The sequence below is a fragment of the Kitasatospora sp. NPDC051702 genome, assembly GCF_040681575.1.
Lineage (GTDB): Bacteria > Actinomycetota > Actinomycetes > Streptomycetales > Streptomycetaceae > Kitasatospora.
In genome coordinates this window covers 19,886-38,147 of the sequence record NZ_JBFAZB010000069.1, presented here as the reverse complement: position 1 = coordinate 38,147, position 18,262 = coordinate 19,886, and the positions used below count along the sequence as shown (strand labels likewise).

Below are 18,262 nucleotides of genomic sequence, written 5' to 3'. Positions count from 1 at the left end.
GGGGCGGCGGCGAAGTGTTACGCGTCGGACGCGGCGATGGAGATCACCACGGACGCGGTGCAGTTGCTGGGTGGGTACGGGTACACCCGGGACTACCCGGTGGAGCGGATGATGCGGGACGCGAAGATCACGCAGATCTACGAGGGCACCAACCAGGTCCAGCGCATCGTCATGGCCCGCAACCTGCCGTAACGCACCCATCACGGGCACACCGGCCCCCGACCGCACGCCGCGGCCGGGGGCCGTGCGCGTCCCCGCCGCCGCCCGGAATCCGCGCGACCGCCGCGGGCGGTGATCCGGTGGGCGGCGCGGGGCCGGTGATCTGTGTACACGCACGCACCTCGGTACGATGAACGCCATGAACCGTGCCGACCTCACCCTGGGCCCGCTCTCCGAGCAGGACCACGTCTTCTACGGCCTGGTCTGGGCCGGCACCACCCTCGCGGCCGAGGTGGACCGCGCGCTCACCCGCAGGCACGGGCTGGCGCTGTCCTGGTTCGAGGTGATGCTCTGGCTGAACGGGCAGCGGGAGCCGGTCGCCTCCTCCGACCTCGGGGCGAAGACCATGCTCAGCCGCAGCCAGGTCTCCCGGGTCGTGGACGCCCTCGCCGCGCGCGGCCTGGTCCACCGCACGCCCTCCGCCACCGACGCCCGGTCGGTGCGGATCGAGTTGACCGAACAGGGCCGGGCGGCCTTCGCCGAGGCGGACGCGACCCGGCGCGCGGTGCTCGCCCCGCTCTTCACCGACCGGCTCGACGAGGGGGACATCGCGGCCCTGGAGGCGGTCTGGCGCAAGCTGAAGCAGCCGCCGCGACCCACCGCGCCGGGGCCCGCGGCCCCGCCGGCCGGTTAGCGGGCCGGCCCGCCAACCGGGTCAGCGGGCCCGGCGGTCCGGTGCGGAGCCCGGAGCGGCCCGCTCCGAGGCCGTCCTGATCACCTCGTCCAGCACCTCGCGCGAGCGCACCAGGTCGGTGATCATCCGGTCGATCCGGTCGCGCTCGGCGGTGAGCTCCTCGACCAGCCGCGGGGTGGCGACCTCGTTGGGCCCGCCGTCGCGGTCGCGCATGCAGGGGAGGATCTCGTGGATCTTGCGGCTGTGCAGCCCGGCCGCGAACAGCTCCTGGATGAGGACGACCCGGTCCACCGCCCCGTCCGGGTACTCGCGGTGCCCGCCGAGCGTCCGGGTGGGGAACAGCAGGCCCTGCTCCTCGTAGTAGCGCAGCGAGCGTTCGCTCACGCCCGTCCGTGCCGCCAGTTCGCCGATCCGCATGCCGCCCCCGCCGCCGTGGCCCAACACGTCAACCCGGGACGGATGCTAGCCTCCCCGGCCGCCCGGCTAGCACGACACCTCCGCGCGGCGGCCCACCGGGGGTACCGCGCGGCGGCCCGCCGGTCGTGCCATGATCCCTGCATGGCTTCCAACGTTTTCTTCGACATCGAGATCGACGGCGTTCCGTCGGGCCGCATCGTCTTCAAGCTGTACGACGACGTCGTCCCCCAGACCGCCCGCAACTTCCGCGAGCTCGCCACCGGCCAGAACGGCTTCGGCTACGAGGGCTCCGGCTTCCACCGCGTGATCCCGCAGTTCATGCTGCAGGGTGGTGACTTCACCAACCACAACGGCACCGGCGGCAAGAGCATCTACGGCGAGAAGTTCGCCGACGAGAACTTCCAGCTCAAGCACGACCGCCCGGGCCTGCTGTCGATGGCCAACGCCGGCCGCAACACCAACGGCTCGCAGTTCTTCATCACCACCATCGTGACCGACTGGCTCGACGGCAAGCACGTCGTCTTCGGCGAGGTCGTCGAGGGCATGGACATCGTGAAGCTCGTCGAGTCCAAGGGCTCGCAGAGCGGCCGCACCTCGGCGAAGATCACCATCGCCAAGTCCGGCGTCGTCGAGTAGTCACACCCGCACGCCGACGCGTACCGCCCCGGGAGCGGGAAGTCCGTCGATCCGACTTCCCGCTCCGGGGCGGTGGCGTTCCCGCCGCTCTGCGGCCCCCTGCGGCTCGTGCCGTAGGTCCAAAGGACGATGGCGGCCGGCCGCGGGGCCGGGTGGAATGGCCGGATGGATCACGAGAAGCCCCACGAAGGCCTCACGCCGGACCGGCGGGCCGCCTACCTCGACCGCATCGCCCTTCCCGACCCGGGTGCACCGTCCCCGGAGGCCCTCGCGCGGCTGCAGCTCGCCCACCTGCGCGCCGTGCCCTTCGAGAACCTGAGCATCCACCTCGGCGAGCCGATCGTCCTGGAGCCGGGCCTGCTGGTGGACAAGGTCGTGACCCGCCGGCGCGGCGGCTTCTGCTACGAACTCAACGGCGCCTTCGCCGAATTGCTCCGCTCCCTGGGCTACCGGGTGAGCCTGCTGGCCGGCCGGGTCTTCGACGGTGACCGGCCCGGACTGCCGTACGACCACCTCGCGCTGCGGGTCGAGCTGGACCGCCCCTGGCTGGTGGACGTCGGCTTCGGCCGGTTCAGCCGCCGGCCGCTGCTCCTCGACGAGCGCGCCGAACAGGCCGACCCGCACGGCACGTTCACCGTCGCCCCGTACGGCGAGCACGGCGAACTCGACGTCCTGATGGACGGTGCGCCGCAGTACCGGCTGGACGGCCTGACCCACCCGCTCCGGGACTTCCTCCCGACCTGCTGGTGGCACAGCACCTCGCCCGACTCCCCGTTCGCCCGGGGCACGACCTGCTCGCTCCTCGCCGAGGACGGCGGCCGGATCACCCTCAACGGCAGGAAGCTCCTGCGCACCGCCCCGGACGGCACCCGCAGCGAGGAGCAACTCGCCGACGCCGGGGCCCTGGAGGCGTACCGGGACCACTTCGGCATCACCCTCGACCGCCTGCCGGGCTGAGCGCCGCCGGGCGGGCACCGCCCGGGCCGGGCACGCCACCGCCCCCGGACCGGGTGGTCCGAGGGCGGTGGCGGTGGCGGTGACCGAGGCGGTGCGGCCGGTCCGCGTCACGAAGGGCCGGCCGTGAAGGGCCTGCCGCGGAGGGTCACTTGAAGTCCGGCACCGCGGTGTCGTTCTTGAAGGCGTCGAAGACCTGCTTGGACTTGTTGGCGTCCCACTGGACCGCCGACTCGCCGGTCTTGGTCCGGAAGTCGGCGTTGCCGATCGGGACGGTGATGCTCCGGCCGCCGCCGCCGTTGACGTCCTTCATGGCGAGGAAGAGCGAGCCGAGGTCGGTGAGCCCGGCGTCGTCGTCGACGATCAGGGTGCCGAGGCCGGCGTCGATCAACGGGTAGAGCGTGAACGGGTTGAGCACGGTGCCGGGGGAGGCGGCCTGGTGGGCGAGGGCGCCGAGGAACTTCTGCTGGTTGCGCATCCGGCCGAGGTCCTGGTCGGCCATCTGGTGGCGCTGGCGGACGAAGGCGAGGGCCTGCTTGCCGTTGAGGGTCTGGTCGCCGGCCTTGAGGTCGAGGCCGGAGTCCTTGTCCTTGACGTCCTGGTCGATGTGCATCTCGACGCCGCCGATGGAGTCGACGATGCCGACGAAGCCGGCGAAGCCGATCTCCGCGTAGTGGTCGATGCGGATGCCGGTGTTGAGCTCGACGGTCTGGACGAGCAGCCGCCCGCCGCCGGCACCGAAGGCCGAGTTGATCTTGGCGGTGGTGCCCTTGACGGTCTTGCCGTTGCTGCCGGGGTGGTCCGGGATCGGCACCCAGGAGTCGCGCGGGATGCTCATCAGGGTGTTCCCGTTGTCCCCGACGTGCAGGATCATCATCGAGTCGCTGCGCTTGCCCTCGTCGTGGCCGGTGTGCAGGTCGTCCTGCTCGCCCTCGGAGAGGCCCTGGCGGCTGTCGGAGCCGACGATCAGCCAGTTGGTGCCCTTGCCGGCCGCCGGGCGGCCGGGGTAGTCGGCGAGCACGTTCTCGTGGTTGAGCTTGGAGTCGGCCCAGAACCAGGTGGACACGGCGGTCACCATGACGGCGATCAGCAGGCCGAAGACCGACCACTTGACGATCCGGCGCCGCGGCCAGCGACCGGACGGCGCGGGGGCGGGCCGGGCACCGGCGGGCCCGCCCGGTCCACCGGGGCCGCCCGGTCCGCCGGGCCCGGCCGGACCCCCGGGTCTCCCCGGCCCGTCGGGCCGGCCGCCCGGACCCTGCGGCGGGACACCGCCGAGGCGGGACGGGGGCTCCGGCTGCCGCGGGGCCGGCGCCGCCGGTCCGCGCGGGTTCAGCGAGGACGGCAGCGGCGGCTCGGCCGCCGTGCCGCCGTGCCCGTACGCGCCGCCGTTGCCGCCGCCCCCATACGGGTTCCCGCCGCCGTACGGGTTCCCGCCGCCGCCCGGGCGGCCCTCCTGCCACGTGTTCATGTGGTCGAGGATGCCCGACCCCGGTCGCGGTGACTCCCCCCGGGTGGCCCGCCAGGCCTCTTGTAGCAGTTTTGATGCACGTGTCGGATCGTTCCGAGGCAAGGTCCGCGCGCCCGCACCACGGCGGGGAGTGCCCGGCGCGCGGGCGGCGCCGGAGGTGCGCCGGGTGACCAGCTGCAGCCGGTCGCCCGCCGCAGCCGGTCACCCGCCGTTCAACGGGCGAAACGATTCTTGACCGGCTCGAACGGCCCGTGTTTGCATTTCGGCATGGATCAGCGTTGGGCACTCACGCGTCGGCGGTACGTCGACCTGCGGCGTGGTGTGGCCTGTTCGCTCTGTCGCGGCTGAAGCGCGCCCACCGAACCACCCCGGCGTACCCCCACCGACGCCCGGACACCCTTCCTCCGGCCCCGGCCCGCACCGTCCCCGCCGACGGCACCCGCGCCGCGCCGCCCCCGCTTCCAGCCAGAGGTGAACCCATGGCCACCGTCCTGTCCGTTTCCGGCTCCCCGTCCGCCACGTCCCGGACCACCCGGCTGCTCCGCCACGTCGACGCGCTCCTGGAGGCCCGCGGCCACCACGTCGTCCCCTTCGAGGCGCGTTCCCTGCCCGCGCACGCCCTGCTGTCCGGCGACTTCGACCACCCGGAGATCGTCGCGGTCACCGAGCTGTTCGCCCGGGCCGACGGCGTCGTCATCGGCACCCCCGTCTACAAGGCCGCCTACTCGGGCCTGTTGAAGGCGCTGCTGGACGTGCTCCCGCAGTACGCGCTGGCCGGCAAGGCCGTCCTGCCGCTGGCCACCGGCGGCTCGCCCGCGCACGTGCTGGCGGTGGACTACGCGCTGCGCCCGGTGCTCAGCTCGATGGGGGCCGGCCACGTGACCCAGGGCTGGTTCGTGCTCGACCGCCACATCACCGCCCGGGAGGACGGCACGACCCTGGTCGAGCGCGCGACCGACGCCCTGCTGACCCCGGTCGTGGAGGGCTTCGCCCACGCCCTGGAACGGCTGGCGGTGCCGGCGCTGACCGGCTGAGGAGCCCGTCGCGGGCCCCGTACGGGGCGTCCCGGAGACGGGGCGCGGCACCCCCTAGGGGGAGGGGCGCCGCGCCCCGTAGAACCTTGGTTGGGCGGCTTCATTCCGGCGGATGACGAGCCCGCCGGCCGCCGCTCCTACCGTTGTGGACGTCCCCGCTCGTACCGACGAGGGGCGAGGTTCTCCCGGGAGCCGGCGCCCGCCGGAACCGGTGGGTGGGGTCAACTCCCGGTCGACGACTCCTTCCCGCGGCATGCCCGCGGGCGGGCCGGCCGGGGTCGACGGGCGGGCCCACATCCGAGGAGACTCCAGTGACGACGGCAGCAGCAGCCGTGTACGACCCCCAGCTTCCCGGCGGCGTCCCCGCCGTCGCCGCGTCGGCCCGCCAGGTCACCAAGGCCTACGGCGCCGGCGAGACCAGGGTCACCGCGCTCGACGCGGTGGACGTGGACATCCAGCGCGGCCGGTTCACCGCGATCATGGGCCCCTCGGGCTCCGGCAAGTCGACCCTGATGCACTGCCTGGCGGGCCTGGACACGGTCAGCAGCGGCCGGATCCGGATCGGCGACACCGAGATCACCGGGCTGAAGGACAAGCAGCTGACCAGGCTCCGCCGGGACAAGATCGGCTTCATCTTCCAGGCGTTCAACCTGCTCCCCACGCTGACCGCGCTGGAGAACATCACGCTGCCGATGGACATCGCCGGCCGCCGGCCGGACACGGCCTGGCTCGACCAGGTGGTGGAGACCGTCGGCCTGGCGGGCCGGCTCCGGCACCGCCCGGCACAGCTGTCCGGCGGCCAGCAGCAGCGCGTCGCCGTGGCCCGGGCCCTGGCCGCCCGGCCGGAGATCATCTTCGGGGACGAGCCCACCGGCAACCTGGACTCCCGGGCCGGCGCCGAGGTGCTGACCTTCCTGCGCCGCTCCGTGGACGAGCTGGGCCAGACCATCGTGATGGTCACCCACGACCCGGTCGCCGCGGGCTACGCGGACCGCGTGCTCTTCCTCGCCGACGGCGTGATCGTCGACGAGATGCACGCGCCCACCGCCGACTCCGTCCTCGAACGCATGCGCCGTTTCGACGGCAAGCGCACCAGCTGAGCGGGCGGGACACCATCGTGCTGCTCAGAACCGCTCTGCGGAGCTTCTTCGCCCACAAGGGCCGGATGGCCCTCTCGCTCGTCGCCGTGGTGCTGTCGGTGGCCTTCGTCTCCGGCACCCTGGTCTTCTCCGAGACCGCGACCAGCACCTTCGACAAGCTCTTCGCCGCGACCGCCTCCGACGTCTCCGTCCAGCCGCCCAAGCCGGCCGAGGACGAGGAGCAGCAGGCGGCCGGCAAGCCGCGGACCGTCCCGGTGGCGGTCGTCCAGCAGGTCGCCGCGGTGCCCGGGGTGCGGACGGCGGTCGGCCAGGTCATGGTCCAGGACGCGACCCTGGTCGACCCGGCCACCGACAAGCTGGTCGGTCCGACCAGTGGTGCGCCGACCCTGGTCGGCAACTGGACCGAGACCCCGCGCACCCCCGTGCGCATCACGCAGGGCCACGCCCCGCAGAACTCCGGCGAGCTGGTCCTGGACGCGGACACCGCGAAGAAGGCGAAGCTCGGCCTCGGTGCCCGGCTGCGGGTCGACGACCCGGGCGGCAGGCACGAGTTCACCGTCGCGGGCATCGCCACCTTCACCACGACCAACCCGGGCGCGGCGCTGGCCTTCCTGGACACCCCGACGGCGCAGCGGGTGCTGCTCGGCGAGCAGGCCTTCACCTCGGTCGAGGCGTTCGGCGACGGCAGCCGCGGCAACGACCTGCTCAAGGCCGACGCCCTGGCCCGGCTGGGCACCGGCTACCAGGTGAAGACGGCGGCCGAGCAGCAGGACGAGAACGCCAAGAGCGTCGGCAGCGGCCTCGACTTCATGAAGAACGCGATGCTCGGCTTCGCGCTGATCTCGGCGTTCGTCGGCGGCTTCCTGATCATCAACACCTTCTCGATGCTGGTCGCCCAGCGCACCCGGGAGATCGGCCTGCTGCGCGCCATCGGCGGCAGCCGCCGGCAGGTGAACCGCTCGGTGCTGGTGGAGGCGCTGATCCTGGGCCTGCTCGGCTCGACCCTCGGGGTCGGTGCGGGGCTGGGGATCGCGGTCGGCCTGATCCGGCTGATGAACGCGATCGGCATGGACCTGCGGGCGAGCGACCTGCAGATCGGCCCGAGCCCGTTCGTCGCGGGGTACGCCCTGGGCATCGTGGTCACCCTGGTGGCGGCCTGGGTCCCGGCGCGCCGGGCGAGCCGGATCGCGCCGATGGCGGCCCTGCGCGACCACGGGACGCCGGCGGAGGGCCGGGCCGCCCTGGTCCGCACCGTCCTCGGCCTGGTCCTGACGGCGGGCGGCGGCGCGCTGCTGGTGCTCGGTGCGCGGGCTGAGAAGGCGGCCACCGGTGGGGAGTACCTGGGCCTGGGCGTGCTGCTCACCCTGATCGGCTTCGTGGTGCTCGGGCCGCTGCTGGCCACCGTGGTGGTCCGGGTGCTCGGTGCGCTGCTGCCGGCCCTGTTCGGCCCGTCCGGCCGGCTCGCCCAGCGCAACGCGATGCGCAACCCGCGTCGTACCGGCGCCACCGCCGCCGCGCTGATGATCGGACTGGCGCTGGTGATCGGCTCCTCGGTGTTCAGCGCCTCGGCGGTCACCTCGGCCAACGCCCAGATCGACCGCTCGGTCGGTGCGGACTACATCGTCCAGGGCGGCCGCACCGCGGTCACCGACGAGATGCTGGACGCGGTCCGCCGGACCCCGGGCATCGACCACGTCACCACCCAGAAGAACTTCGCCCCCAGGCTGCTGCTGCCGGACGGCAGCAGCGCCAGGACCGAGCTCACCGCCGTGCCGCCCGCGTTCTTCGGCACCGACTTCCACCTCCCGGTCGTCTCCGGGTCGGTGGACGCCATCGGGCGCGGCTCGCTGGGCGTCGGCGAGGCCTTCGCCGCGGACCACCACCTGAAGCTCGGCGACCAGGTCACCGTCGCCTACGGCCAGGGCCGCACCCAGGTGCTGCCGGTCGGTGCGATCCTCGCGAAGGGCTCGCTGTTCGGCGACGGCTCCTTCGTCGACTTCGACACCATGGCCCGGGTGGTCCCGGCCGCCGAGCAGCCGCCGGTGTGGACCTTCTTCGCCAAGGCCTCCGCCGGCGCCGACGTGGCCCGGACGCTGACCGCCCTGGAGAGCGCGCTCAAGGAGTACCCGCAGCTGACCGTCAAGGACCAGGCGGGCTACAAGGAGGTCGTGCAGTCGCAGGTCAACACCCTGCTCTACCTGATCTACGGCCTGGTCGGCCTCTCCATCACGGTCGCCGTCCTCGGGGTGGTCAACACCCTGGCGCTGTCGGTGGTCGAGCGGACCCGCGAGATCGGTCTGCTGCGGGCGATCGGGCTCTCCCGCCGCCAGCTGCGCCGGATGATCCGGCTGGAGTCCGTGGTGATCGCGGTGTTCGGCGCGGTCCTCGGCACCGGGCTCGGCCTGGCCTGGGGCGTCACCGCCCAGCGGGTGCTGCGGGACCAGGGGCTGGACACGCTCTCGGTGCCGACCACCACGATCGCGGTCACGCTGGTCGCCTCCGCGGTGATCGGCCTGGTCGCCGCCCTCGTCCCGGCCTTCCGGGCCGGGCGGATGAACGTCCTCGCGGCCATCGCGACGGACTGAGCCGGCGGCCTGGGGAGCCGCCCTCCCGGGGGGAACGGGGGAACCGGGGGAACCGGGGGGAACGGGGGCCGGGGGCCGGGTGCGCACAGCGCCCGGCCCCCGGGTATTCACCGCCGTTCACCACGTGCGCCGAACCTGCGCCGAACCTGCACCGAACCCGCGCCGACGGCCTCCGGAGCCCGCCCGGAGGGCCCGCAGCGCCCGGTTCCGGTCCGGTTCGGGCCTCCGGAACCGGTCCGGCCCGCCCCGGATGCGGCCCCGGAAGGCGGGCGGAGTACGGTGGCCGTGATCACCGGACCGGCCCCGTGCACAGGGGTGCCTCCGGCCGCCCAGACCGGGACAAGACGGAGACGCGTCCGCACCGGTACGGTTGGCCCCGATGAACACCAAGGCTGCTGAGGAGCTGCCGGCTGTCTCCGTGATCATGCCGGTGCTCAACGAGGAACGACACCTGCGTACGGCGGTTCGGCGCATCCTGGATCAGGAGTACCCCGGGCCGATGGAGGTGGTGATCGCCCTCGGTCCGTCCACCGACCGGACCGCGGAGATCGCGGCCGAACTGGTGGCGGAGGACCCGCGGGTACGCACCGTGGCGAACCCCACCGGCCGCACCCCCGCAGGGCTGAACGCCGCGATCCGCGGGTCGCACCACCCGATAGTGGTGCGCGTGGACGGTCACGGCCTGCTGACCCCCGGCTACATCACCACGGCGGTGCGGCTGCTCGGCGAGATGGAGGCCGCCAACGTCGGCGGCATCATGCACGCCGAGGGCGAGACCGAGTGGGAGAACGCGGTCGCCGCCGCGATGACCTCGAAGATCGGCGTCGGCAACGCCGCCTTCCACACCGGCGGTCTGGCCGGCCCGGCGGACACCGTCTACCTCGGGGTGTTCCGGCGGGAGGTGCTGGAGCGGCTCGGCGGTTACAACGAGGAGTTCATCCGCGCCCAGGACTGGGAGCTCAACTACCGGATCCGCCAGGACGGCGGGCTGGTCTGGTTCACCCCCCAGCTGAAGGTGACGTACCGGCCCCGTCCCTCGGTGCGGGCGCTCGCCAAGCAGTACAAGGACTACGGCCGCTGGCGCCGAGTGGTCACCCGCTACCACCGCGGCTCGGTCAACCTGCGCTACCTGGCCCCGCCGGCCGCCCTCCTGGCGGTGACGCTCGGCCTGGTGCTGGGCGCCGCCGTCCACCCGGCCTTCCTCGCGGTGCCGGGCGCCTACCTGCTGGGCATCCTCGGCGGCGGCCTGGTCGAGGGCCGGGGCCTGTCCCTCAAGGCCAAGGCGCTGCTGCCGGTGGCGCTCGGGACGATGCACCTCAGCTGGGGCTTCGGCTTCCTCACCTCGCCCCGGAAGCTGGCCCGCCGGGTGATAAACAGCGTCGGACCGGCCTCCAAGGACGTGCTCTCCAAGGCCGGTTGAGCCTCCCGGCCCGGCCGCCCCGCCGCAACGGCCGCGGCGGCCAGGCTACTTGGCGCAGACGTCGGTGTCGTCCGCCTGCACCCGCTGGAGGTCCTTCGGCGCCTCGGTGGGCGCGGCCGGGGCGGTGGCCGGTGCGGCCAGCACGTCCTTGCCGAGCACGACCATCAGCGGGCCCTTCGGGTCCGCCTTCGGGTCCGGCCGGACGGCGTCGCCGGGCACTCCGAGGGCGGCGGCCAGCGCGGCGGCCGCGGCGTCCTGGCCCGTCGGGTAGGAGACCGAGGTGGTCGCCGCGGCGGGTGCGTCCGGGCCGGTCAGCGCCTTGGTGAAGCCCTTCGCCCGGAGCCGGTCCACGGTCGGCCCGGACTGTCCGCGGGTCCCGCTGCCGTTGCGCACCGTGACCCGGACGGCCTTGGCGTCCACGGCCGGGGCGGTGGTGGCCGGGGCCGTGGCGGCCGGCGAGGCCTCCCCGGAGCCGGCCGGAGCGGGTTCGGCCGTGGCGGGGGCGGCGGTCTCGGTCAGCGAGCGGTCGGTGGCGATCATCGAGAACAGCTGTCCCGCGTCGGGCTGCTTGAGCACCAGGCGGTCCTTGTCCTTGGGGTCGTCCAGGACGGGCACGGTGGCGAAGGTGATGTTCTTGGTGTCCACCTTGCTGATGTCCAGCGCGAGGTCCTTCAGCTTGTCGACGCTGCCGATCCCGGAGTCCACGGTGAGCGCCCTGGTGGCGGCGTCCGCGAGCCGGTAGAGCTTGCTCGGGCTGGTCAGGGTGTCGTCGCTCTTGATCTTGCGGATCATCGAGCTGATGAACTGCTGCTGGAGCGGGATCCGGGTGAGGTCCCCGCCGAAGCCGACGGCGTGCCGGGTGCGGACGAAGGCCAGCGCGTCGTCACCCTGCACCACGTGCCGGCCCTTGCTCATCCTCAGGTGCGAGTCCGTGTCGTTGATGTCCTTGGCCACGCACACCTCGACCCCGCCGACCGCGGTCGAGAGGGACTTCACCGCCTCGAAGTTGACCTGCACGAAGTGGTCGACCCGGATCCCGGTGACCTTCTCGACGGTCTTCCACGAACAGCCCGGGTCGCGGCCCTCCTGACCGAGGCTGTTGTTGAACATGTCCCGCGCGGCGCCCGGGATCCGCTTGCCGTCGGCGCTCTGGCACTCCGGGATCGGCACCATGAGGTCGCGCGGGATGCTGATCACCGTCGCGTTGGAACGGTCCTTGGCGATGTGGAACAGCAGGGTGGTGTCGGCGTGCCCGTTGCTGCCCTCGTCGCCGTAGTCCCGCCCGAGGCCCTTCCGGCTGTCGGTGCCCAGCACCAGGACGTTCAGCGCCTCCCCGGCGGCCTTGGGCCGCTCCTCCTCGCTGCCGAGCTGCACCTTGACGGAGGTGATGTTGCTGTTGAAGTGCTGGTACAGGTAGTACGCGCCGCCGCAGCCCGCGACCATCGCCAGGGCGCCCGTCCCGGCGGTCCACTTGAGCACCCGGCGGCGCCGGGCCCGTTTGGCGGCGGCGGCCGCGCGGCGGCGGGAGTCCCGGCGGCCCCCCTCGGCGGCGGGGGCGGCGGTCGGTTCGGCGGCCGTGCGGCGGCGCTGGCGGGGGATCCCGGAGGCCGGGTCGACGCGGTACTGACCGGTTTCCGGTTTCTCCTCGTACACGGGGTTCCCTACCTTCGACCGGCCACGGCTCCGGCCCACCCGTACGACGGGCCGATCCGGACACACTAGACGAGCCGAACGGGGGAATCGTTCCGGGTGTGACTTCCGTCATGGGGGAGTAATGGGAGGGCAAAGCCCGGCGGCGCCGCCTCAGTGCGGCGCGCAGGCGTCCGTGTCGGCCGTGCGCCCCTCGAAGGTGGGAGAGGCCACCGCCGAGGGTGACGCCGGGAGCGCGACCGCCCCGTCGGAGGCCGGGCCGGTCGCGCTCCCGGGGCCGGGCGTCGCGCCCGCCGCGGCGCCCGGCGAGGCCGCGGACGAGGCCGCGGACGCGGGCGGCCGGACGGCGACCGGCCGGTCGTCCCGCAGCGCGGTGAACAGCTGGGTGGTCTGCGGCTGGACGAACTCGTCCCGGTCCGAGTCGTACCGGTACGGGCGGCGCGGAGCGGTCAGGAACACCACGTCCGCCGACGGGATGCCGCGCAGGTCCTGGGTGAGGTCGTACAGCGCGCCGAGCGAGGACAGCCCGCCGTCGGCCTTGACCGAGGAGGTCGCCGCGTCCAGCAGCGGCCACAGCCGCGCCGGGTTCAGCAGCACGCCCTGCGACTGCACCTTGCGGATCAGCGCGGCCAGGAACTGCTGCTGACGGCCCATCCGCTGGGTGTCGCTGCCGTCGCCCAGGCTCTCCCGGGCGCGGACGTAGCCCAGTGCCTGCTCGCCGTGCAGGGTCTGCCGCCCGGCGGGCAGGTCGAGCTTGGCGTCCTTGTCGTGGATCGGCTGCGGGACGCACACCTCGACCCCGCCGATCGCGTCCACCATCGACTTGAAGCCGTGGAAGTCGAGGATCACGTAGTGGTCGATCCGGATGCCGCTCAGCTGCTCGACGGTGCGGATCGAACAGGCCGGGCCGCCCGTCTCGAACGCCCAGTTGAACTGCATCAGCCCGGCCCTGCTCCGGGTGCCGTCCGGCTTCTCGCAGGCGGGGACGGAGACCATGACGTCCCGCGGGATGGAGACGGCCGTCGCGTGCTTCCGGTCGGCGGCCAGGTGCAGCAGGATCGTGGTGTCCGAGCGCTGGGTGCCCTGCTCGCCGCCGTACGTGGCGTTGCTGCCGGAGCGGTCGTCGCTGCCGATCAGCAGGATGTTCTCGGCGCCCTTGGCACCCGCCGTCCGGCTCGGCCGCTCGGCCTCCAGCCGGGCGAGGAGCCGGTCGGTGGCGGAGTCGGTCTGGATGTTGTCGTCCAGCTTGCGGTAGGCGATCCAGAGCAGCGCCCCGATGGCGACCAGCAGGAACGCGACGACGCCGGCGGTGATCATCAGCCACCGCCGGCGCCGTCGCGGGCGTCCGGGTCCGGACGCGGGGGCGCCCGGGGGAGGGGTGTCGGTCGGGGGGTGCGCGGTGTCGTCCTCGGCCATGGCAGGGATCCCTACCCGTCGGGCCGGGGCCGGGGGTTACCCGAGGCGCACTGTCACCCGTTCGGATTCGGTGCGCTTCTCCCACTGCTCGTCGCTCAGCGACTGCGAGTTGCGGCACAGCACCACCGAGGCGCCGGCCGCCAGCGGTGCCAGCAGGCCGGCCTCCAGGCCCGCCCAGTCGTCGAACGACAGCGTGGACAGCACCCGGTCGCCCGGCTGCAGCGCGAGGCGCGCCGCGCCCTCCCTGGCCAGCGCGACGGTCTGTTCGCCGGTCAGCTTCAGCGGCAGGCCGTCCACGGCCGTCTCCAGGGCCTGTCCGTCCGGGGCGACGGGGGAGTACGGCGCGAAGCGGTCGCCCTGGCCGGGCACCTCGGCGGCGTAGTCGAGGAAGCCGTCCGGGCGCTGCGGGAAGCGCCCGCCGAGCGGGCGCAGCGCCAGGGCGACGCGCTCGCCGGAGCAGGCCTGGGCCGCCGTCAGGCCGTCCGGGCCGCTGACCACCAGGTCGGCGGTGTCCGGCTCGCCGGCCGGCACCGCCGTCACCCCGACGGACCAGCAGGCGAGCAGCCAGACGGCGCTCTGCCAGTGGGCGGGCAACAGCAGGGCGGCCCGGTCGCCCGGGCCGGCGTTCAACTCGTCCTGGAGGAGGTTGGCGGTCTTGGCCACCCAGTTGTCGAATGTCCGGGCGGACAGCTCCACCCGTTCACCGGTGGCGTCGTCGTAGAAGGTGACCAGCGGGGCCGCTGGGTCGACCGAGGGCGTGCCGCCGCGCAGGTATGCGTGCAGCAGCTCGACGGGGGTGCGGGCATCGGCAGCGAAAGGCGCAGTCATGGTGCGCCCCAGCCTACGGCCTTCGGGTGGGAGGCCGGGAGGGGTGTCGGACCCGCCGCGGGGCGCGCGGCGGGTGGCCCGTCTCCGCCCGCCGGGCCGACTACCGGGGCCCGGGCCCGCGCCCGATCAGCGCGCGCAGTTCCGCCGTCAGGGCCGCCGCGAGGTCCGGCCGGTGGTCGTAGCGCGCCGGCGTGTTCTGCATCAGGGCGATCCGCCAGCCCGACCCGGCGTTCACCGCGATCACCGTCTGGACCGCGTTGAGCGCCGGGTCGAGGTCCTCCGCGTCGTCCGGCACCAGCCCCGTGACGGCGTCCAGCTGGGCGACGCCGGCCGCCAGCGCCCGGACCCGGCGCACCTCGGCGACGTACTCCGGCGTCGGGTGGTCCGCGAAGATCCGGCCGAGTTCGGCGGCGATCGCCGAGCGCCCGCGGTACCTCGTCCCGTCGTGCCCGATCAGCTCGCCGTCCTCGGCGAAGGGCCCGGCGGCGGCCGAGCCGTCCCGCAGGTTCCACCCCTCCAGCGCCCTGCGGTACAGCGCCCGCACCGCGTTCTCGTCCCCGGAGGGCAGCTCCGGCAGCCGCGTATCGTTCATATCCCCATGGTCGACGAAGGCGGTGGAGCCGGACAGCGGAGGAGGCGCGGGCGGTGACGGACGGGGCGGTGCGGCGCTGGCGGCCCGGGTTCCCGCTGGACGCGGCCCGGACCCTGCTGCCGCTGCGCCGGGGCCCCGCCGACCCGTCCTACCGGACCACCGGCGACGGCGCCGTCTGGCGGGCGTCGCGGACCCCGGCCGGGATCGGCACGCTGCGGGTGCTGGCACGGCCCGGCGCCGGCGAGGTGGAGGCCACCGCCTGGGGCCCGGGCGCGCCGTGGCTGCTCGAGCGGCTGCCGGCCCTGCTCGGCGCGGAGGACGATCCGGAGGGCCTGGTGCTGCCGCCCGGGCCGCTGCGGGACGTCCAGCGCCGCACCGCCGGTGTCCGGCTCACCCGGACGGGCCTGGTGCTGGAGTCGCTCGTCCCCGCGATCCTGGAGCAGAAGGTGACCACCGACGAGGCGTACCGCGCCTGGCGGGCCCTGCTGCGGGGCTTCGGCAGTCCGGCCCCGGGCCCGGCGGAGGGGATGCGGGTGGCGCCGTCGGCCCGTGAGTGGGCGCTGGTGCCGAGCTGGGAGTGGCACCGCGCCGGGGTGGACCCGAAGCGCTCGGCGACGGTCGTGCGGGCCGTCCGGCTGGCGCCCCGGCTGGAGGAGGCCTCCGCGATGGGGCACGCCGAGGCCTTCGCCCGCCTCACCGCCGTCCCGGGCGTCGGCGTCTGGACGGCGGCGGAGACCCTGCAGCGCAGCAACGGCGACCCGGACGCGGTGTCGGTCGGCGACTTCCACCTGCCGAACCTGGTCGGCTGGGCGCTGGCCGGCCGCCCCCGCAGCGACGACGGCCAGATGCTCGCCCTGCTGGAGCCGTACCGCCCGCACCGCCACCGGGTCTGCCGCCTCCTGCTGGCCGCCGGCGCCCGCGCCCCCCGTTACGGCCCCCGGCTCGCCCCCGAGGACCACCGCGGTCGCTGAGCACCACCGCGGACCTGCGGCCGCCGAGCGGCTACCGCACCTCGATGAAGGCGTCGGCGGCGCGCTCGGGGCGGTCCCGGGGCGGTTCGGCGGGGCGGCCGACGGCGACGGCGCCCATCGGGTCCCAGCCGTCGGGGAGGTCGAGGGCGGCGCGCACGGTGTCGCGGCAGAACATGGTGGAGGAGACCCAGGCGGTGCCGTAGCCCTCGCCGGTGAGGGCGACCAGCAGGTTCTGGACGGCGGCACCGAGGGCGACGGTGAACATCTCCCGCTCGGCGGTGGCGCGCCGCGGGTCGGGGTACTCGTGCGAGCCGTCCATGACCAGGCAGGGCACGACCAGGTACGGCGCGTCGCGCAGCACGTCGCCGCGGGCGGTGCGGCGGGCGATCCTGGCGTCGTCCCAGCCGTCGAGGTCGCGCAGGTCGCGCTGCCAGGCGGCGAGCATCGCGTCGAGCAGCCGGGTGCGGGTGCCGGCGGACTCCAGCAGCACGAACCGCCACGGCGTGGTGTGGTGCGGGGCGGGCGCGGTGACGGCGGCGGCGACGGCGCGCCGGACGGCGGCGGGGTCGACCGGCTCGGGGGTGAAGGCGCGGACGGTGCGCCGCAGGGTGACGGCCCGGCGCAGCGCCTCGGAGGTGCCGAGCCGGAACATGTCGTCGGCGGCGGGCCGCACCAGCGGCCGGGTGCCCTCGCCGTCCTCGACGGTGACGAGGTGGCCGAGTCCGCGGACGACGGCGACCGGTACCCCGTCGGCCTTGCCCTTCACCAGGTCGCCGGCGGCGGCGAGTTCGTCGGCGGTCGCGGTGACGGTGAGGGTCAGTTCGTTGCCGTGGCTGTCGGTGCGGCCGCGGTGGTCCGCCAGGACGGACATCCCGGCGGCGCCGACGGCGACGTCGGTGAGCCCGTTGCGCCAGGGCCGGCCGAAGGTGTCGGTGACGAGGACGGCGAGCCGGCGGCCGGTGAGCCGCCGGAGCCCGGCGCGCAGCGCGCGGGCGGAGGCGTCGGGGTCCTCGGGCAGCAGCAGGACGGTGCCGGGGGCGGTGTTGGAGGCGTCGACGCCGGCGGCGGCCATGACGAAGCCGTTGCGGTTCTCGACGATCCGGGCCGGGCCGCGCCGGGCGACCACCCGGACGGTCTCGGCGTCGATCGCCGCCTCCCGGTCGGCGGCGTGCAGCAGCCGGCCCTCGGCCTTGCTGACGATCTTCGAGGTGACCAGCAGGATGTCGCCGTCCTCGTAGTCGGCGGCCTTGGCGAGCAGCGCGGCGAGGTCGTCCCCGGCGGCGACCTCCGGGAGCCCCTCGACCGGGAGGATCCGCACCGTCACTTCCGCACCTGCTCCGCGAGGTCCAGCGCGGCCCGCGCCATCGCGGCGGTGGCCTCGACGTCGGTCATCAGCAGCGGGACGGCGCGGCAGGCGATCCCGGCGGCCTCGACGGCGGCCACCGCGCCCTCGTCGGCGGTGTCGACGAGCCAGCCGTCGATCAGCCCGGATCCGTAGTTCAGGGCGACGGCCTCGGCGGTGGCCTCGACGCCGACGGCGGCGAGCACCTTGTCGGCCATGCCGCGCACCGGGGCGCCGCCGATGATCGGGGAGAGCCCGACCACGGGCGCCGGGGCGGCGGCGACGGCCTCCCGGATGCCGGGGACGGCGAGGATGGTGCCGATGGAGACGACCGGGTTGGACGGCGGGAAGAGGATGACGTCGGCGGCGGCGAGGGCCTCCAGGACGCCGGGCGCCGGCTTGGCGGTGTCCGCGCCGACCGGGATGATCGCCTCGGCGTCCACGGCGGCGTGCAGCTTGACCCAGTACTCCTGGAAATGGACCGCCCGGGTGCCCCGCTCGTCGGTGATCCGCACGTGGGTCTCGACCCGGTCGTCGCTCATCGGCAGCAGTCGCACCCCGGGCTTCCAGCGCACGCAGAGGGCCTCGGTGACCTGGCTGAGGCTGTACCCGGCGGTGAGCATCTGGCTGCGCACGAGGTGGGTGGCGAAGTCGCGGTCGCCGAGCCCGAACCACTCGGGGCCGACGCCGTACTCCTTCATCTCGGCCTTGATCGACCAGGTCTCGTCGGTGCGGCCCCAGCCCTGTTCCTCGTTGATGCCGCCGCCGAGGGTGTACATCACGGTGTCGAGGTCGGGGCAGACCTTGAGCCCGTAGAGGTGGATGTCGTCCCCGGTGTTGCCGATGACGGTGATCTCGTCCTGCGGGCCGACGGCCGCGAGGAGTCCGCGCAGGAAGCGCGCCCCGCCGATTCCGCCTGCCAGTGCCACGATGCGCATGCGCCCATCCTGCCACGGCCCGACGTCCCGTCAGCCGGGCCGCGGGCGGTGCGGC

The 18,262-nt window shown here is 74.2% G+C and carries 17 protein-coding genes; 9 read left to right on the top strand and 8 right to left on the bottom strand.

The annotated features are described in order from the left end of the window. Both AB0N04_RS36085 and AB0N04_RS36080 read left to right on the top strand, forming a co-directional pair. Positions 1 to 192, top strand: a 192-nt coding sequence (locus AB0N04_RS36085; protein ID WP_360222818.1) for an acyl-CoA dehydrogenase family protein, incomplete at its 5' end; no start/stop codon positions are given. A gap of 166 nt (positions 193 to 358) precedes the next feature. Continuing rightward, a complete protein-coding gene (locus AB0N04_RS36080; protein ID WP_360222815.1) occupies positions 359 to 853 on the top strand; it encodes a MarR family transcriptional regulator in 495 nt (164 codons plus the stop codon). 21 nt (positions 854 to 874) lie between these two features. Here the strand turns inward: AB0N04_RS36080 and AB0N04_RS36075 are convergent, their stop codons facing one another. Beyond that, complete coding sequence (locus tag AB0N04_RS36075; RefSeq protein WP_360222812.1) at positions 875 to 1,270, bottom strand: MerR family transcriptional regulator; 396 nt, start codon at positions 1,268 to 1,270, stop codon at positions 875 to 877. A 141-nt stretch (positions 1,271 to 1,411) separates the two neighbouring features. Between AB0N04_RS36075 and AB0N04_RS36070 the strand changes: the two genes are divergently transcribed. Both AB0N04_RS36070 and AB0N04_RS36065 read left to right on the top strand, forming a co-directional pair. Then, a complete protein-coding gene (locus AB0N04_RS36070; RefSeq protein WP_360222809.1) occupies positions 1,412 to 1,906 on the top strand; it encodes a peptidylprolyl isomerase in 495 nt (164 codons plus the stop codon). Between the two features lie 165 nt (positions 1,907 to 2,071). Beyond that, positions 2,072 to 2,863, top strand: coding sequence for an arylamine N-acetyltransferase (locus tag AB0N04_RS36065; RefSeq protein ID WP_360222806.1), 792 nt, complete (start codon positions 2,072 to 2,074; stop codon positions 2,861 to 2,863). A 145-nt stretch (positions 2,864 to 3,008) separates the two neighbouring features. On the opposite strand, the gene AB0N04_RS36060 is transcribed toward AB0N04_RS36065, so the two are convergent. Continuing rightward, positions 3,009 to 4,331, bottom strand: a complete 1,323-nt coding sequence (locus AB0N04_RS36060) for an LCP family protein (protein ID WP_360222803.1) — start codon at positions 4,329 to 4,331, stop codon at positions 3,009 to 3,011. A gap of 479 nt (positions 4,332 to 4,810) precedes the next feature. Between AB0N04_RS36060 and ssuE the strand changes: the two genes are divergently transcribed. From ssuE to AB0N04_RS36040, 4 genes are all read left to right on the top strand, one after another. Then, positions 4,811 to 5,365: an NADPH-dependent FMN reductase gene (gene ssuE / locus AB0N04_RS36055; RefSeq protein WP_360222800.1), complete on the top strand. Its 555-nt coding sequence runs from the start codon at positions 4,811 to 4,813 to the stop codon at positions 5,363 to 5,365. Between the two features lie 332 nt (positions 5,366 to 5,697). Beyond that, positions 5,698 to 6,465 carry an ABC transporter ATP-binding protein gene (locus AB0N04_RS36050; protein ID WP_360222824.1) on the top strand — a complete coding sequence of 256 codons (768 nt, stop codon included), beginning with the start codon at positions 5,698 to 5,700 and terminating at the stop codon, positions 6,463 to 6,465. A 14-nt stretch (positions 6,466 to 6,479) separates the two neighbouring features. Continuing rightward, positions 6,480 to 9,050: an FtsX-like permease family protein gene (locus tag AB0N04_RS36045; RefSeq protein WP_360222821.1), complete on the top strand. Its 2,571-nt coding sequence runs from the start codon at positions 6,480 to 6,482 to the stop codon at positions 9,048 to 9,050. A 379-nt stretch (positions 9,051 to 9,429) separates the two neighbouring features. Next, entirely contained in the window at positions 9,430 to 10,470 is a 1,041-nt protein-coding gene (locus AB0N04_RS36040; protein ID WP_360222797.1) for a glycosyltransferase family 2 protein, read from the top strand. Between the two features lie 45 nt (positions 10,471 to 10,515). On the opposite strand, the gene AB0N04_RS36035 is transcribed toward AB0N04_RS36040, so the two are convergent. The 4 genes from AB0N04_RS36035 to AB0N04_RS36020 all read right to left on the bottom strand — a co-directional run bounded on the left by AB0N04_RS36035 (position 10,516) and on the right by AB0N04_RS36020 (position 14,956). Next, positions 10,516 to 12,123: an LCP family protein gene (locus tag AB0N04_RS36035; protein WP_360222794.1), complete on the bottom strand. Its 1,608-nt coding sequence runs from the start codon at positions 12,121 to 12,123 to the stop codon at positions 10,516 to 10,518. A 150-nt stretch (positions 12,124 to 12,273) separates the two neighbouring features. Beyond that, entirely contained in the window at positions 12,274 to 13,536 is a 1,263-nt protein-coding gene (locus tag AB0N04_RS36030) for an LCP family protein (RefSeq protein WP_363365650.1), read from the bottom strand. A 36-nt stretch (positions 13,537 to 13,572) separates the two neighbouring features. Beyond that, positions 13,573 to 14,364: a TIGR03089 family protein gene (locus AB0N04_RS36025; protein WP_360221457.1), complete on the bottom strand. Its 792-nt coding sequence runs from the start codon at positions 14,362 to 14,364 to the stop codon at positions 13,573 to 13,575. A 100-nt stretch (positions 14,365 to 14,464) separates the two neighbouring features. Beyond that, positions 14,465 to 14,956, bottom strand: a complete 492-nt coding sequence (locus AB0N04_RS36020; RefSeq protein ID WP_360221454.1) for an SgcJ/EcaC family oxidoreductase — start codon at positions 14,954 to 14,956, stop codon at positions 14,465 to 14,467. 53 nt (positions 14,957 to 15,009) lie between these two features. Here AB0N04_RS36020 and AB0N04_RS36015 point away from each other — a divergent pair, with 53 nt between their 5' ends. Next, positions 15,010 to 15,927: a DNA-3-methyladenine glycosylase 2 family protein gene (locus AB0N04_RS36015; protein WP_360221451.1), complete on the top strand. Its 918-nt coding sequence runs from the start codon at positions 15,010 to 15,012 to the stop codon at positions 15,925 to 15,927. A 31-nt stretch (positions 15,928 to 15,958) separates the two neighbouring features. Here the strand turns inward: AB0N04_RS36015 and AB0N04_RS36010 are convergent, their stop codons facing one another. Then, complete coding sequence (locus AB0N04_RS36010) at positions 15,959 to 17,251, bottom strand: coenzyme F420-0:L-glutamate ligase (RefSeq protein WP_360221448.1); 1,293 nt, start codon at positions 17,249 to 17,251, stop codon at positions 15,959 to 15,961. Next, positions 17,248 to 18,207, bottom strand: a complete 960-nt coding sequence (gene cofD / locus AB0N04_RS36005) for a 2-phospho-L-lactate transferase (protein ID WP_360221445.1) — start codon at positions 18,205 to 18,207, stop codon at positions 17,248 to 17,250. Before cofD ends, AB0N04_RS36010 begins: the two co-directional genes overlap by 4 nt. Positions 18,208 to 18,262: the final 55 nt, after the last annotated feature.